The sequence below is a fragment of the Paenibacillus sp. FSL R5-0623 genome, from assembly GCF_037974265.1.
GTDB lineage: Bacteria > Bacillota > Bacilli > Paenibacillales > Paenibacillaceae > Paenibacillus.
In genome coordinates this window covers 2,697,047-2,714,345 of sequence record NZ_CP150233.1, presented here as the reverse complement: position 1 = coordinate 2,714,345, position 17,299 = coordinate 2,697,047, and the positions used below count along the sequence as shown (strand labels likewise).

Here is a 17,299-nt window from a genome sequence, read left to right as displayed (position 1 = left end):
GTGATTAGTCCTGTTGTGGCACAAGCCACATATAGGATGCATACGGACTGAGAGAGATTTCCTGCGTCAGCGCAGGGGCTGCCTCCGTATTCCCTATGAGTAACTCTGCTGATTTGCCTGCAATATGATCATTCCAGACCACTTCTGGAAGCGAAAACGTAACGTCTCGTTTACTGAAGTTGGATACAACAATCAGAGTTTCACTTCCATTGGTCCGTGCGTACGCGAATACATCCGGGTGTGCATCATCCAGGCGTTCATACAGACCGTCGATCAGCACGTTAACCTGTTTACGCAGGGCAATCAATTTGCGGTAGTGGTAGTAGATCGAATCTGGATCAGCCAGCTGCTGTTCCACGTGAATGGAAGGATACCGCTCATCCACCTTCAGCCAAGGTGTTCCGGTAGTAAATCCGGCGTTCTTACTTCCATTCCACTGCATCGGTGTGCGGGAGTTGTCCCGGGAACGCTCCTTCACGATTTGGAATGCTTCTTCAGCGGATTTGCCTCGTTCTTCCTGAAGCAAGCGGTACATGTTCGTCGATTCGATATCGCGGAACTCACTAACGTCATTCCAGACTGGATTCGGCATTCCGATCTCTTCACCCTGGTAGACGTAAGGCGTACCTTGCATTCCGTGTATCGTTGTTGCAAGCATCTTGGCACTCTCGGCACGATAATCACCATCATCGGCGAATCGGGATAGCGCCCGTGGCTGATCATGGTTATTAAGGAACAGTGCGTTCCAACCTCCACCGGCCTGCATGCCTGTCTGCCACTCACTGAAGAGCTGTTTCATCGCTTCAAAATCATACGGCATCAGTTCCCACTTCTGACCATTCGGATAATCCACTTTCAGGTGATGGAAGTTAAACGTCATCGAAAACTCCCGGGAAGTCGGGTTCGAATATTGGATACAATGTTCCAGTGTTGTGGAGGACATCTCCCCTACAGTCACCATGTTGTAAGGCCCGAATACTTCTTCATACATCTCGGTGATGTACTCATGCACACGCGGTCCATCCGTGTAGTACTTGCGTCCATCACCCGGTGAGACGCTACCATCATCATCCGGGAAACGCTGGTCTTTGGAGATCAGGTTAATCACGTCCATACGGAAACCATCCACACCTTTTTCCGCCCAGAACTTAATCATATCGCGTACAGCTTTGCGTACTTCTTCATTCTCCCAATTCAGATCTGCCTGCGTTTTATCAAATAAAGTCAGGAAGTATTGTCCCGTCTGTTCATCGAACTGCCAAGCAGGTCCACCGAACTTCGATTGCCAGTTATTCGGCACACCGCCATCCGGGGCAGGATCTTTCCAAATATAATAATCCCGATACGGATTATCCTTGGAAGAACGGGATTGCTGGAACCACTCATGATCGGTCGAGGAGTGATTCACCACGATATCAATCATCAGTTTCATATCACGAGCCTTCAGACCTTTCAGCAGTTCGTCAAAATCCTCCATCGTCCCATAATCCGGATTAATCCGGTAATAGTCCGCTACGTCATATCCATTATCATGCTGCGGAGATACATATACCGGCTGTAACCACACAATATCGATACCCAGATGCTGCAAATAATCAAGCTTCTCGGTTAATCCACGAATATCTCCAGTACCCGATCCGGTTGTGTCATTAAAACTCTTCGGATATACCTGATACACCGTTGATGTCTTCCACCAAGATGACGGAGTGGTGTTATTAGAACTCATGTTAACGCCTCCAATAAATTGTAATGCTCTTATGTGATGTTCTTGGTTAACTTCATATCTATATTACATAAGTAAACATGTATATACAAGTTGAAACTATAATATGTATATTCTTCGCCTCTTCTACACATTCCCCATAAATCTTTCCTCTGTAACATTTATTTTGGAACCTGCGTTCGTGAACCCAATGATATCTGTATTGGGACAACAAAAAACCGTCTGTTCTTCCCACCATTGGTGCGGGCAACAGACGGTCTAATTTGGTTGAACTTGGTTGAACTTTAGATGTATTCTACTGTTTTTTACTGTTGTAATGGATTGTTATTATAGGGTTGCTGTCACTTGACTTCATCACCACAGCGGAGCCACGCTTCTTACGACATCTCCGGTGAAACTACGGCTTTCCCTTGTTTATCCTGCATATTCAACTTCAATAGAGATAGTGCAGCTTGCTCTTCCCTTTCCAGTTCAGCAGCACTGATCTCACCAGAGAGTACGGCACGCATTCGCTTCTGATCCAGCAGACCTTCCCATTTTGCCACTACAAATGCTGCGACACAGTTGCCCATCAGGTTGGTGAATACACGCATTGTATCCATGAAACGATCTGCACCAAGCAGTAGAGCAACCGCTGCTACCGGAAAAGCATTAACAGCCACTGCCGTTGCGGACAGGGCCAAGAATGCGGAGCCAGGTACTCCTGCCATGCCTTTGGAACTTAACATCAACACCAGCAAAATCGTAATTTGCTGCATCAATGTCAGTTCAATCCCTACGGCCTGAGCAACAAAAACCGTTGCCAAGGATAAATAGATCGAAGCGCCATCCAGATTAAACGAGTACCCCGTCGGCACCACAAGCCCCACAACCGCACGATCACAACCCGCCTTGGTTAGTTTGTCCATCATGCGTGGCATCACTACTTCTGATGATCCGGTTCCAATCGCCAGCATCACTTCAGAACGGGTATACTTCACAAATTGCAGGAAATTCAGCCCGGTAATCCACCAGGCAGCCAATGCCAGCATGACCAGAAACAGCAGCGCTGCGCCGTAACAGGCCAGAATTAGCAGACCAAAGGATGATAATGTGGAAGCTCCATAGGCACCTACCGTGTAGGCCATGGCTCCAAATGCACCAATCGGCGCAAGTTTCATGATATAACCGATGATACGGAACACAATGCCGAGCAAGTTCTCAATCAGCGTCAGTACATTCTCTTTTGCCTTACTCTCTGTTGCTGCCAGAGCAACCCCGAACAAGCATGCCACGAGCAATACTTGCAGAAGTGCATTTTGTGCAAAGGCATCTACAACACTTGTCGGAATAATATTCATGATAAAGTCTACCGTATGCGGCAACTCGGAACCATTGGTTTTTGCTTCAATGCCGCTTGCATCTATGGTTGAAGGGTCCACGTTCATTCCGGCACCTGGGCGAAGCAGATTAGCTGTTCCCAATCCAAGTACCAGCGCCACTGTAGTTGCAATCTCAAACCACACAATGGCTTTCAGTCCGATGCGACCTACCGACTTCAGATCACCGATCTTGGCAATACCTGTCACAATCACCATGAAAATCAGTGGTGCGATGATCATCTTGATCAATTTGATGAAACCTGTTCCGAGTGGTTGCAGCAAGCTACCCAGATCCGGCCACAGGATGCCTACGCCAATCCCGATGACTACCGCTACAATAATTTGAAAAAATAATGATTTCATAAATGACATGAACGCTCCCCCTGTTTGCGGTCAATTCGGATTTCCGTTTGGTTTCCGTGTAACTTTTTATATCATTCTAAAAGGGAGTTCAACAATGGAATTTCAACGTTTTTGTCATTTGTACCAACTTTATTGGTGAAAATTGAACCTAAAACCGAAAAAAGACGAATACCGCGTCAGTTATCTTGACGTGATATTCGTCTTTATCCATAAATCCATTTATTATTGAACAGGGGTTAAATGTGCATCACAGGGTAATAGATTCTCCCGGGGCCAACACACGTCCTTCCAATCCTTTTGCAGCCAGTTGTTGCACGAAGTGTTCCGCATCCTGACGAATGACCGGGAACGTATCATAATGAACCGGAATGGTCAGTTTGGCATTAAACCATTCGGCCGCTTGCAGCGCATCCTCAGGTCCCATAGTGAAATGTCCACCAATAGGCAAGAAGGCTACATCAATATCATGACGATCACCGATCATTTTCATATCCCCGAAGAGACTTGTATCTCCGGCATGCAAAATCGTTTTACCACCAATATTAATGATATATCCAGCAGGCAACCCTGCATACATGATCCGTTGTTCTTCTTCGAGCACAATCCCCGAAGTATGGAACGCCTGAATCATTTTGGCTTGAGCAAAATCAAGATCTACCGTTCCGCCCATGTTCATACCGAGTGTATCCAGACCTTTCCAAGACATATATGTAGCCAATTCCACAATAGCCACAACTTTGGCGTTATTTGCTTTGGCAATCGGTTCAGCATCGAGGATGTGATCCATATGTGCATGTGTCAGCAACACAACATCTGTCTTAATATCTTCAGGCTTCGTGACGGCAAGCTCGTTGCCACGCAGGAAGGGATCAATGATCAGAGACTTTTCTTCTGTGCCCAGCTGTACACTGGAGTGACCATGGTACGTAATATTCAACAAGTTGGGTTCCTCCCGACATATGTTTTGATTATTTTGAAAACCACTATTTATTATAAATCATAGCTCTTCACCAACGCAAAATTACGCTAGCCTCCGTCTCACCGCTGCTTACGATATACCCTTGCTTCATACGGCTGAAGCTGAATCGCGCCTTCATCGGTAGAATAACGTCTGCTTACATTGCTGATGATCAGCTTGGCATGCTCGGAATCCCAGCCTTCCGGCCAGTGCATCTCCGGTTCATGCCCACGGAAATTCAGAATGACCAGCATCTGCTCATCATCCAGTGTTCGTGTATAGGTATAGATATCCGGATCATCCGGCAGTAACAGTTCATACGCGCCATAGATAAGCACTTTATGCTGTTTGCGAAGGGCAATTAACTTACGGTAATAATGCAAAATGGATTGCGGATCACTTTCGGCATCAGCCACATTAATCTCAGGATAATTATCATTCACCTGAATCCACGGCTGCCCTTGAGTAAACCCTGCGTGTCCCGTCTCATCCCATTGCATCGGCGTGCGGGCATTATCGCGACTCTTCAGCCAGATCGCCTGCATGACTTCATGCTTCGACTTACCTTGACCAATGTAATGATTGTAATAATTTTTCGTCTCGATGTCCCGGTATTGTTCGATATCCGGGAAAGCGACATTGGTCATGCCGATCTCTTCTCCCTGATAGATGTAGGGGGTCCCTTCGAGTGTAAGCATCCATGTCGCCAGCATCTGAGCAGAACGCACCCGATATTTACCATCATCACCAAAACGGGAAACCGGACGTGGCTGATCATGGTTGCCCATATAATTGGCGTTCCAGCCTCTACCATGCAAAACCGTTTGCCACCGGCTCATGATTTCTTTGAGATCTGTCAATTTCCATTCCTTATAGTTCCACTTACCAATTCCGGAGGATTTAGCATCGATAAACATATGCTCAAACTGGAATACCATATTAAGCTCATCACGATCCGTCCCCACATAAGCCAAGGCCTGCTCAGGCCCAAGTCCTGAAGTCTCGCCAACTGTCATGGGTCCATAAGGTTTGAGGATCATGTTATTCAGTTTCTTCAGGATGGAATGTACCTGTTCCAAGTTGGAAAAGAGCTGATACGCTGGAACCACCGGCAGATTATCCGGATTGTGGGCACTTGGCAGACCCTCTGCCTTGGCGATATGCGCTACTGCATCGAAACGGAATCCGTCGACCCCTTTTTCCAGCCACCAATGCACCATCTCATACATCTCTTCTGCCATCTGTGCATTGTTCCAGTTGAGATCCGGTTGCTGTTCCGAATACAGATGCAGATAATATTCATTTGTCTCCGGATCATGCTTCCACACCGAACCCCCAAAATAGGACTCCCAATTATTCGGCACCTGCCCATTTTTGCCTGAACGCCAAATATAATAATCCCGCTTCGGATTCACCTTTGATGAACGCGATTCAGCAAACCACGCATGTTCATCTGACGTATGATTCAGCACCAGGTCCATCATGATCTTGAGACCACGCTTGTGTGCCTCTGCCAATAATCGATCAAAATCCTCCATCGTGCCATACTTACGTAAAATGCCGTAGTAATCCCGGATATCATATCCGTTATCATGTCCTGGTGAATCGTAAATGGGACAGAGCCAGATCACATCCACGCCCAAATTCTCCAAATAATCGAGCTTCTCATAGATTCCCTGCAAGTCGCCATATCCATCCCCGTCCGAATCTTTAAAGCTGCTCGGGTAAATCTGGTATACCACACTCTCTTTCCACCAAACGATATCGCCCACCTCGCTCTCATCTTTGTGTACTATATAAATTGAACTAAAGAATATTTACACTAGACACTCCGATGACAGAACAACCTTCCGATCGCTGTTATCCCCAGATTTTATGAATTCCCCTTATAAGGGGGAAATCCGGTGATAGCTTATGCTTCCGATGCAGCTTTCTTTCAGAAAGCTTTTAGGCGAACGCTTTCGCTTCCTCAGGTTATTTCTGTCCTCTCCGTTTCATGTAAATGTTTAGTTGTTAAATTTATATATAATCTCTGCTCACGATATAAATAAGCCGTTAATATGTTTTATCCGAAATGATTCCCTTGTAAACATTTGAAAGGGTTCTTATGCAAAAAGACCCGGTCATGGACCGCGATCTGCGGTTCAATTCCGAGTCCTTTTTTGTGAATATAAGACTAACTTAAATCCAGCGTAACCTATCCAGGCACCAATCGTGTTCAGAATAATGTCATCCACATCAAACGAACCTACACGTGTAATCAATTGTGTGACCTCAACACCCAGCAGAAGCAAAACAACTGTAGATGTAAAAGTCAGGAACGAACGACACCACCGAAACAACCATGGAATCCAGATACCCAGCGGAATGAACAATACGATATTGCCAAACAGGTTTTTGACCCAGGTATCTGTATTGTACCTCTCCCTCTCCATAAGAAGTGGACGAATCGTCTCGAAGGGTACGAGATTATATTGATAATACATGCTAGGTGTTCGTCCACTGACAAACAGTAAAATGCCCATAATCAGTAGGTACAGCACTGCCATGCAAGCAACAATGGTCAGCATCCACTTGGAGTGGAGCCACGACTTTTCGCTCATTCATCCGTCCTCCGACCTTGTTTTCCGCGAAGCGGTAAGGTCTATTTTAACGGGATATAGATCTTCATGTCCAGTTGTTCAGGGGTCGATTTCCAGACATCCGTCACTTCAAAGTCTGGTCCTTCCCTCCGTTCATAGTTAGACTGCGGCAACCAGCTGCCATAGATCATTTTCCGAATATCCTGCCCGGAGCCTTCCACGGTGAACTCTGCATACAAGCCGCCCGGAATTTCAATCGAAGTAAAACCGGGTTCAAGTACCTGCGATGCTCCACTGCTTTCTTCACCCACAATAAAAGAAAATGCTCCATCCTCTTCAAAATGACAGGCCACACCATAAGCCATATCAGGGCGTGTCCTCTCTGGGATCGCCATGAATTTCTGTTCCATGCCAAAATCGTGATAAAATCCGGGTATTTCAACATAATGCTGATTGTCATTCAGGTTGGTCTTATATTCATAGCCGACAATCCAGTTCGGCTCCCGTGTGACCAGACGGGGTGTGTTCATGTGGAAAGTTCCACCAAGCGAAGTTCGATAATCGTTAAAATCAATGCTCTGTTGCATCTTCAGAAGAGACAACTGATCCACTTCCAGCTTACGCAGCTTCGCCGGTGTCATTCCAAAGTAGGCTGAAAATGCACGGGTAAATGCCTCTTGAGATTGATAGCCAAAGCTCATCGCAATGTCCAATATGCCTTCCGATGTGCCCCGCAGCATCCCTACAGCTTCCGTTAATCTGCGTCTGCGCACGTACTCCAGTACCGTGAATCCCGTGATCGCCTGAAATAAACGCTGAAAATGAAACGCCGAAAAGCTCGCAGCAGCGGACGTCTCTCTGATATTAAAATCATCTTGCAAATGCTGTTCCAAATACTCAATAGCAAGCTGAATTCTTGTGTAATGATCCATAGTGACGGCTCCCCTATCTAATTCAAAATATCAAACAATTTCTTATGTAGTATGACTGAGATCCAGATCTTTTTTTTGATTTTGTGTGCGAACTTGTATGATGAAAGATACGCGAGTTGCGGTTCTCTTCATGCTGAATGACACTATGATACACTCTATGCCAAAATCCCCTTGTTCTACAAGGAGATACTCTCTACGCTGGTTAATTTACCAGTAGAGATGGCTCTTGTGAACAAGGGGACTTGTTTGTTTAACAATCTATTCTTAACCTTTCCAGTTCCCGGACACGGGGTGAATACCCCAGATATCTGTCGCATACTCACTAATGGTACGATCACTGGAGAATATGCCGGAATGAGCCGTGTTTAATATCGCTTTCCGGGTCCAGCCCGGAATATCCCGATACGCCTGGTCAATCGCAGCATGCGCGTCAGCATAAGCAGCAAAATCACGCAATACAAAGTATTCGTCACCATGGGCCAGCAAGGAGTCATAAATATCCCAGAACTCCCCGTCACGATAACAGAATGCACCTGGATGCACTAATTGCTCCACAACCTCGCGAATGCGTTCATCGTGATGCACAATCTCATTCGGACGATAGCTGCCCGAACGATAATACTCAAGCACTTCGTCTGCACGCAAACCGTAGATGAACATATTTTCTTCCCCAACCTGCTCCGCCATCTCCACGTTGGCTCCATCCATCGTGCCAATCGTTAAAGCACCGTTCATCATAAACTTCATGTTGCCCGTACCGGAAGCTTCCTTACCTGCGGTTGAGATCTGTTCACTAACATCCGCAGCGGGAATGATCTTCTCTGCGAGAGAGACGGAATAATTTTCGAGGAAAAATACCTTCAAGCGGTCATTCACGGCCGCATCCCGATTCACTGTGTCAGCCACGGTGTTGATCAACTTGATAATTTTCTTGGCAAAATAATAACTCGGCGCTGCCTTGGCACCAAAGATGAACGTACGTGGTACCATATCAAACGAAGCATCATTCTTAAGCCGGTTATACAGATGCATAACATGCAGAATGTTCAACAGTTGACGTTTGTACCCGTGTAGTCTCTTCACCTGTACATCAAAGATGGAATCCGGATTCACTGCTGTCCCCGTATGATCCAGAATATACGCAGCAAGCCGCTCTTTGTTATCCCGCTTAATTGAACGGAACTGCTCCTGGAATGATGTATTATCCGCAAAACCAGCCAACTGGTCCAGCTTGCCCGGCTCTGTTATCCATTCGTTACCGATTGTATCCGTGATGAGATCCGACAGTTTCGGATTGGCATGCATCAACCAGCGGCGATGGGTGATACCATTGGTTTTGTTATTGAAACGCTCTGGATACAGTTCATAGAACGGAGCCATCTCGCGCTCTTTCAAAATCTCGGTGTGCAGAGCAGCAACACCATTCACGCTATGACTGCCTACAATCGCCAAATGTGCCATCCGTACCTGATCATTTGCAACAATCGCCAAATGCCCTATACGATCCTGATCTCCCGGATACCGGTCCAGCAGCATGCCACAGAAGCGTTTGTTGATCTCTTCAATGATCATGTAGATTCGTGGCAGTAGCCTGCTGATCATGGATACAGGCCATTTCTCAAGAGCCTCACTAAGCGTTGTATGATTGGTATACGATACAGTACGGGTTGTGATATCCCATGCTTCATCCCAGCCGTAACCCTTCACATCAATCAGGATGCGCATCAGTTCTGGAATAACCAAGGTTGGATGCGTGTCATTAATGTGGAAGGCCACTTTATCAGGCAAACGATCATACGGTAGCTCCAGCTTGTTGAACGTACGCAAGGCGCTCTGTACACCTGCTGAGCACATGAAGTATTGTTGCTTCAATCGCAGTAGCTTTCCTTCATACTGAGAGTCATCCGGATACAGGAATTCCGAGATTGATTCAACCGATCGGCTATAATCCAGATAACCGTAGTAGTTCGAAGGGGTGTCGAGTGAAGTCTCGCGCTTTGGCTCGGCACTCCATAGACGCAATGTATTCACATGGGTTTGACCATAACCGATGACAGGCACGTCATAGGGTATGGCGACAACCGATTCGGCATCTTTTGTAACAAACTGATAATCTCCATCCTGCTCATGAGCTTCTACTCGGCCCCAGAACTGTACTTCCACCTTTTTGTCTGGACGGCGGACTTCCCATTCATTGCCCTTATCCAGCCAATTGTCGGGTAACTCTACCTGATTACCATTGATGATTTTTTGCTCAAACAACCCGTATTTATATCGAATCCCGCAACCATGTCCTGCATATCGTAGTGATGCGAGTGAATCCAGGAAACAAGCAGCGAGTCGTCCTAGACCTCCATTACCGAGTCCTGCATCCGCCTCCTGTTCTTCTATCTCTTCCAAGGAGAAGCCCAGCTCAGCTAAACTGTCACGCACCAATTCCAATTCATTCACATTCAACAGATTGTTGCCGAGCAGACGTCCAATCAGGAATTCCAGCGAGAAGTAATAGACCTGTTTATCCTGGCGCTGCTTGAACCCCTGATTCGACGCTGCCCAATCCTGGCCTGCATATTCACGAATCATGCTTCCCAGTACGTGGTATACGTCTTCCTCTGTTGCTTCTTCAATCGGTTTGCCCAATTTGCTGACCAGATTCCGTGTAAATATACTCTTGAACGTTTCCTTGTTGTCAAACAAAAGTAGGTTCCTCCCAGGGAAATCCTGCAGGATGGTGGCGGTTCATACACTCAGTTGCTCAACATTGTGCAAAGTGGCCGTTACGGTTACGAATCGTTCTTATGATCGCTGTTGTCTCCAAATTTTCTTGATTAAACTTTGAAAAGGTTGAAATTTGGAGACAAAGGCGAACGCTACGCTTCTTCAGAATCGATTTCGTCCCCTACACTACGTTTGCATGCTGGTGAGAACTTTCGAAGATGCAATTCATGCGTCGAAAGTGTATGAACCTTAAATCCATCCTACAGGATTTTTATTTTATATATATTTATAGAAGATATCGGTTACGTGCGGGTATTAGATAATAGTACTTTTCGCTAAAATGTATGGATTTGACGGGTCACCAATCAGCGTCTGTCCTCCGGTCAACCTCACGTCTTTATCGAGAATGACATTCTCAAGGACCGTCCCCTCACCAATGTAACATTTCTGCATGATGATGGAACCTTTGATTTTGGCACCCTTGGCCACTTGTACACCACGGAACAGAATGCTGTCCTCCACCTCTCCACCTACGATGCAGCCATTCGCGAGAAGTGAATGTTTAACATCGGCGGTATCCAGGTATTTGGCAGGTGCTTCGTATTTAATTTTGGTCTGGATCGGGTCTTCCTTGAACAGTTGTTCATATTGCCCTGTGTTCAGCAGATCCATACTGTTCCGATAATAACTGTCAATGGAATTGATAACTGCGTGATAGCCATCATATGCATACGCAGCGATATTCAATCCATCCGGATTTTTTTGAATCACATCCCGGAAGAAATGGCTCTCGCCATGATCAATGCAGCGCTGCACCTGGCGCAGGAACAATTCCTTTTCCATGATGAAAATTTCTGTATATATATTCGGGTGATTAGCGCTTTGGTGAATGTCCACCACATTACCGTCCCCGTCATGATCAACTTTGACACAGGCGTCATGCTCAGGCAGCAGCTGTTCCACTTTTTTGCAGACCAGTGTAACGTCCGCTCCTTTACTGATGTGATACCTGTAGACATCCTGGAGGTCTGCTTTGGTCACATGGCGACTGCCCGCATGCACTACATATTGCCCTGCACCTCTGCGGAAGAAGTCCAGATTGTTATGGAAATGCTGCAAGTCCCCCTGTGATGTATCTGTTGGATCGTTCCAGTCTGGTGGCAAAATAAACATGCCCCCATGCTTACGATCCAAATCCCAAGGTTTGCCGTCACCGAGATGGTCCATCAGCGAGCGATACTTACGACGGACAAATACCCCTATGCTCTCAATTCCGGCATTCATCATATTAGATAGAACAAAATCGATCAGACGGTAACGCCCGGCATAAGGCACCGCGGCTCCGCAGCGAAAGTACGTCAATTCCTTCAATTCTTCAAGTTCATGGTCAAGGTTAATAACTCCGATCAATTGTTTCATCGCATGCACCGTCCTTTTGACTTCAATTAGGCCTTGCTGGTTATTCCTTGGCGAAGCTGACGTTCCAGTTCTTCCTGATCCACGAGCAATATATCACTCTCATCTTCCGGTGCAGGCGATATCTGTGTTCCATCCGGAATAACCAATCCTTCTGCAATGATTGCTCGGTGAATACGCACATTTTGCCCGATCTTCACCCTTGGCATGATGACAGAATCTATAACGGCGCTGTTCTCCCCAACCTCAATTCCGTAGAATAGAACGGAATGATTGACCTCTCCATGCACCACACTGCCTTCACTTATAATACAATTCCGCACTTTGGCCGAAGGCGAGATGTATTGTGCAGGTTGGTTTGGATTACGTGTGAAAATACGCCAGTCCGGGTCATTCAGGTTAAACGGGGTATCTTCGTCCAACAAATCCATATTCGACTCCCACAGACTGCGAATGGTACCTACATCTTTCCAATACCCTTCGAACGGATATGCGTATAAGGATTTTTCATTTTCAAGCAATAACGGAATGATATCTTTACCAAAATCATAGGAGGTGGATGCCTGTTGTTCATCCTGGATCAGGAAACGTTTCAGTACATCCCACTTGAAGAGATAGATACCCATCGAAGCCAGTGTGCTCTTGGGCTCAGGAGGTTTTTCTTCAAATTCATAGATGCTATAGTCATCGTTGGTGTTCAGCACCCCGAATCGGCTGGCTTCTTCCAATGAGACATCAATGACCGATATGGTGCAATCCGCATCTTTTTCTTTGTGATACTGGAGCATTTTTTCGTAGTCCATCTTATAGATATGATCCCCTGACAGAATGAGCACATGCTCAGGATCGAATTGTTCAATAAAGTTCAGATTGCGGAAGATCGCATCCGCTGTACCCCGGTACCAGTTGCTACCGTCTTCACGTTCATGTGGAGGAAGTACATATACCCCGCCGTTTTTCCGATCCAGATCCCAGTCACTGCCAATGCCAATATAGGAATGTAAGACAAGTGGTTCATATTGAGTTAATACACCCACTGTATCAATACCAGAATTAGAGCAGTTACTCAGCGGAAAATCAATGATCCGGTACGTGCCGCCAAAATATACTGCCGGCTTAGCCAGTGATTTGGTCAATCCTTTTAACCTCTTACCTTGCCCTCCGGCAAGTAGCATCGCTACAACTTCTTTTTTCGCCATCATTACAGCCTCCTCCACGTGCATTCGTTCTGATTCATTTCAGAGCCCATAATCGATATTCTGTTGTGTGGACACTGTTGTCATGATTAGGAGCATGCTGTACAGATGTGTAACTGAATGAATCTTATTGCAGTTGAACTTCTTGGATTGTAAAGCCTGAAATAGAGATGATGCTGGTGTAGAATTGCTTGACTGTCTTACAGAGGTGAATGTTAGATGCAGACTTAAGGTGTAGCTCGTGAACAATGAAATAGACTACTCCTATTTACATTAAACACGAAACGGACTGGGGAATCTTACTGGAAAACATCGACATCAAGTTGCGGGTAAGATTACCCTTACTCGTGCCGTTGTTATTTATATTGTATTCGATAAAAGGGAAGCAAAATCCTTTAGTTTTTGTGCAATCATTAAGTGGAAAAATAAGTAAAAAGAATGAGTTCACATGACAAAAAAGCCGACCTTTCGATCTTCGATCCCGGCTCATTTTGTCTGTTATTTTCTGACCATGCTTGGTCCATGATCCTATAGCTTCAACAGGATCGTACTTTGGTGTATCCGTTTCTGAAACAGTCTATATAATTTTGCGGAACAGATCCATCACTTCATCCTTGGACGGTTGATAGGGATTGCCTGGTGCACAGGCATCTTTCATCGCGTTATCGGCAAGCAGTTCCACATCGGGATCTTTTACACCCAGTTCAGACAGTTTCTCAGGGATCCCGACTTCCTTCGATAGCTGACGTATGGCCTCAATGACGTAATCTGAACACTCCTCATCGCTTCTGCCTTTCACATCCATACCAATTGCCTTAGCAATATGACGGAATTTGCCGGGTACATGCTTGGCGTTCAACTCTTCCACGTAGGGGAGTAACATTGCGTTACACACACCGTGCGGCAGATCATATACGCCACCCAGTTGATGTGCCATCGCATGAACATAACCCAGACCCGCATTATTAAACGCAATCCCGCCAAGGAAACACGCATACGTCATATGTTCCCGCGCTTCCAGATCACTGCCGTCTCTCACGGCTCTTGGCAAATATTCAAAGATCAGTTCAACAGCTGCTGCAGCTGTCGCACTTGTCACTGTAAATCCACCCGGTGTAACCATCGCTTCTACGGCATGGGTCAAGGCATCCATTCCTGTTGCCGCTGTGAGACTTGCAGGTTTGCTGAGCATCAGCTCCGGATCATTAACCGACAGGGAGACCAGACTGTTGCGGTCTACCATCACCATCTTCACTTTACGTTCCTCATCTGTAATCACGTAGTTAATTGTCACCTCGCTCGATGTGCCCGCTGTTGTGTTAAAAGCCACAAGTGGTACGGACTTATGTTTCGATTGATGCAGTCCTTCATATTCACGGATATGCCCACCGTTCGTAGCTACAATACCAATCCCTTTGGCAGCATCCTGCGGTGAACCTCCGCCTATCGATATAATGGCGTCACAGCCATGATCCTGGAATACTTGTAGTCCATCATGTACATTCTGACATGTTGGATTAGGCTGAACCTCATCATATACTACATAGTCTAACCCTGATTTTCTTAGTATAGACAGTACCTGCTCTGCAACACCTGAAGTAATCAATTGACGATCACTTACAACCAGCGCCTTGCGGATACCCATCTGTTCAATCATCTGACCTGCTTCCTGTAAACAACCTCTACCCATCAAGTTCACGGGCGGAACATAATATGCATGTGTTGCCATTTGAACCAGCCTCCTGTAACCCCTGATTTACTATCTCCATTGTAACTGAATCCGTTTTCAGATATAGTGAAATAAATCACAATGAGTCCGATAAATGTTACACTGAAGGTTGATTTTTACCTATAATGAAAAAGACGGCCCAGACACCCGAAGGTCTCCAAGCCGTCTTGCTTATCTATCTTAAAGCTTTATCCACTACTTATACCTTACTGGGTACTTTCACTAAAAGCATCCTTACGAAGGCTTACAGCGCCTTATCGTTCACGCCGTCAAGCCATGCCTCGATATCGCCAATTACGGAGGATACACAGCCATCCTCGAATGGTGAGTTCAATCCAGCCAGTTCAACCAATCCAGTGAAGGACAGGCTTCCTCCCGCTTTGCACAATGTCAAATAGTCGGCCCATGCGGACTTCATGTCCTCATTGCTGCGTTTCCAGAACTGGAATGCACAGATTTGTGCCAAGGTATAGTCAATGTAATAGAATGGCGATGAGAAAATGTGACCCTGCTTATGCCAGAAACCACCTTGCTCCAAATACGCATTATCTTTGTAATTGATGTGTGGCAGATAGGTCTTCTCAATGTTGCGCCATGCCTGCTTACGCTCCGTTGGAGTTGCATCCGGGTTCGCATACACAAAATGCTGGAATTCATCCACAGCTACACCATACGGAATAAACAACAGACCGGAAGACAGGTGATCAAACTTGTACTTGTCCGTATCTTCCTTGAAGAACAACTGCATCCACGGCCATGTGAAGAACTCCATACTCATGGAATGAATCTCAGCCGATTCATATGTCGGCCAGTTGTATTCAGGCACTGCAAAATCACGGCTCTCATACACTTGGAAAGCATGACCTGCTTCATGCGTCAATACATCGATATCACCGGATGTACCGTTGAAGTTGGAGAAGATAAACGGCACTTTGTAATCGTTCAGGAACGTACAATATCCGCCGCCCTGTTTACCTTTTTTGCTTACCAGATCCATAAGCTCGTTTTCGGTCATCATCTGGAAAAATGCATCCGTCTCTGGCGATAATTCAGCGTACATTTTTTTACCATGTTCGATAATCCAGTCCGCGTCACCCTTAGGTGTCGGGTTACCCGTCTTGAAGCTGAAGCCCTGATCGTAATAATACAATGTATCCACATCGATCCGATTACGCTGGCGCTCTCTGAGCTTGGTCGCCACAGGCACGATATAATCGCGAACTTGTGCACGGAAGTTGGCAACCATCTCGGCGTTGTAATCTGTACGGTTCATGCGATCATAGCCGAGTTCCACATAGCTTGGATAGCCCAGTTTCTTCGCGATCTGCGTACGTACTTTAACCAGTTCATCGTAAATGCGATCGAATTCAGCCTCATGTTCAGCCATGAAAGTGTATCTGGCTTCCGAAGCACGCTCACGCATGGAGCGATCCGTGGACAGTTCAAATGGATGAAGCTGTGGCAACGTGCGTTCTTCACCTTCGAACGGAATTTTGGCGGATGCGATCAATTGATTGTATTCTGTGGAAAGTTTGTTCTCCTTCTGGAGTTCTTCAATAATTTCCGGGCTGAATGTTTTCAGTGAAAGATCTGCCAGTTGGAACAGCTGTGAACCCCATTTTTGTTCCAACTCATTGCGGAATTTGGAGTTAACCAGTGCACGGTAAAAATCCGTAATATATTCCTGCACAATGGGTGCATTCTCATCCAGAAATTCGTTCTCCGCCTTGTAAAACTCATCATTGGTATCAATGGAATAACGGATGTAGACCAATTGGGCTTGTGTCTCAAAATCACTGCGCAGCGCGTTAATCTGATCCATGAACCCACTCTGTTCTTCAACCGTTGCTGCAGCTTCAAAACCGCTCAACAGCTCACGGAAAGATGTCTTGATGTGTTCCAGATTCGGACGTGTATACGTATACTCACTAAATTTCATTTATGTACACCCTTTCCTGTTTGGCAGAATTTCGGGAGTATCCCGAGTTAAACTACCCCCTATTATACAAAAGAGCAGCTAAAAAATCCCATCTTTACGAAAAATATTTGTCCATCGGTCAAATTGCGCAACATCATTGGTTATATATATTACGCGCCAATGTAAGGTCACGTAATCGAGGAGTTTTTCAACACAAATAAGCCCGCCTCGCGTTAGCGAAGCCAGCTTATAGGCTTGTCTCTTCTGTTCCACATTTTAAGGAATACTAGCTTTGGTCTTTGTCCATAATCCGATAGAACCAGCCCATTCCGACCATGCCTACGACCATAATAACAGCCATAATAATGATATATGTCATGAATGTAACCTCCCTGCTTCCGTA

General features: G+C 45.9%; 11 protein-coding genes. All 11 read right to left on the bottom strand.

The features are described 5' to 3' along the window. Window positions 1-4: 4 nt before the first annotated feature. On the bottom strand, window positions 5-1,726 hold the full coding sequence (gene treC, locus MKY92_RS12545; RefSeq protein WP_339300951.1) for an alpha,alpha-phosphotrehalase: 1,722 nt from the start codon (window positions 1,724-1,726) through the stop codon (window positions 5-7). Window positions 1,727-2,100: 374 nt separating this feature from the next. After that, window positions 2,101-3,456 carry a C4-dicarboxylate transporter DctA gene (gene dctA / locus MKY92_RS12540; RefSeq protein ID WP_339300949.1) on the bottom strand — a complete coding sequence of 452 codons (1,356 nt, stop codon included), beginning with the start codon at window positions 3,454-3,456 and terminating at the stop codon, window positions 2,101-2,103. A gap of 238 nt (window positions 3,457-3,694) precedes the next feature. Beyond that, a complete protein-coding gene (locus MKY92_RS12535) occupies window positions 3,695-4,387 on the bottom strand; it encodes a metal-dependent hydrolase (protein ID WP_339300947.1) in 693 nt (230 codons plus the stop codon). Between the two features lie 98 nt (window positions 4,388-4,485). Beyond that, window positions 4,486-6,177 (bottom strand): alpha-glucosidase, encoded by a 1,692-nt coding sequence (locus MKY92_RS12530; protein WP_339300945.1) that lies wholly within the window; start codon window positions 6,175-6,177, stop codon window positions 4,486-4,488. A 372-nt stretch (window positions 6,178-6,549) separates the two neighbouring features. Further along, window positions 6,550-7,008 carry a VanZ family protein gene (locus MKY92_RS12525; RefSeq protein ID WP_339300944.1) on the bottom strand — a complete coding sequence of 153 codons (459 nt, stop codon included), beginning with the start codon at window positions 7,006-7,008 and terminating at the stop codon, window positions 6,550-6,552. Window positions 7,009-7,049: 41 nt separating this feature from the next. Beyond that, complete coding sequence (locus tag MKY92_RS12520; protein ID WP_339300943.1) at window positions 7,050-7,919, bottom strand: AraC family transcriptional regulator; 870 nt, start codon at window positions 7,917-7,919, stop codon at window positions 7,050-7,052. Between the two features lie 264 nt (window positions 7,920-8,183). Next, window positions 8,184-10,616 (bottom strand): glycogen/starch/alpha-glucan phosphorylase, encoded by a 2,433-nt coding sequence (locus MKY92_RS12515; RefSeq protein ID WP_339300941.1) that lies wholly within the window; start codon window positions 10,614-10,616, stop codon window positions 8,184-8,186. A gap of 336 nt (window positions 10,617-10,952) precedes the next feature. Next, window positions 10,953-12,056 (bottom strand): glucose-1-phosphate adenylyltransferase subunit GlgD, encoded by a 1,104-nt coding sequence (glgD, locus tag MKY92_RS12510; RefSeq protein ID WP_339300940.1) that lies wholly within the window; start codon window positions 12,054-12,056, stop codon window positions 10,953-10,955. Between the two features lie 26 nt (window positions 12,057-12,082). Continuing rightward, window positions 12,083-13,252: a glucose-1-phosphate adenylyltransferase gene (locus tag MKY92_RS12505; protein ID WP_339301772.1), complete on the bottom strand. Its 1,170-nt coding sequence runs from the start codon at window positions 13,250-13,252 to the stop codon at window positions 12,083-12,085. Between the two features lie 574 nt (window positions 13,253-13,826). After that, a complete protein-coding gene (locus MKY92_RS12500) occupies window positions 13,827-14,978 on the bottom strand; it encodes an iron-containing alcohol dehydrogenase (protein WP_339300939.1) in 1,152 nt (383 codons plus the stop codon). A gap of 244 nt (window positions 14,979-15,222) precedes the next feature. Next, the gene (locus MKY92_RS12495; protein WP_339300938.1) at window positions 15,223-16,917 is read right to left on the bottom strand and encodes a M3 family oligoendopeptidase; all 1,695 of its coding nucleotides are present in this window, start codon (window positions 16,915-16,917) and stop codon (window positions 15,223-15,225) included. Window positions 16,918-17,299 lie beyond the last annotated feature (382 nt).

What these genes read in the sequence shown, in the direction of transcription:
- MKY92_RS12520 (WP_339300943.1), bottom strand. Translation starts at nt 7,919, where the DNA reads ATGGATCATTACACAAGAATTCAGCTTGCTATTGAGTATTTGGAACAG.
- MKY92_RS12525 (WP_339300944.1), bottom strand. Translation starts at nt 7,008, where the DNA reads ATGAGCGAAAAGTCGTGGCTCCACTCCAAGTGGATGCTGACCATTGTT.
- MKY92_RS12495 (WP_339300938.1), bottom strand. Translation starts at nt 16,917, where the DNA reads ATGAAATTTAGTGAGTATACGTATACACGTCCGAATCTGGAACACATC.
- dctA (WP_339300949.1), bottom strand. Translation starts at nt 3,456, where the DNA reads ATGTCATTTATGAAATCATTATTTTTTCAAATTATTGTAGCGGTAGTC.
- MKY92_RS12505 (WP_339301772.1), bottom strand. Translation starts at nt 13,252, where the DNA reads ATGGCGAAAAAAGAAGTTGTAGCGATGCTACTTGCCGGAGGGCAAGGT.
- glgD (WP_339300940.1), bottom strand. Translation starts at nt 12,056, where the DNA reads ATGAAACAATTGATCGGAGTTATTAACCTTGACCATGAACTTGAAGAA.
- treC (WP_339300951.1), bottom strand. Translation starts at nt 1,726, where the DNA reads ATGAGTTCTAATAACACCACTCCGTCATCTTGGTGGAAGACATCAACG.
- MKY92_RS12500 (WP_339300939.1), bottom strand. Translation starts at nt 14,978, where the DNA reads ATGGCAACACATGCATATTATGTTCCGCCCGTGAACTTGATGGGTAGA.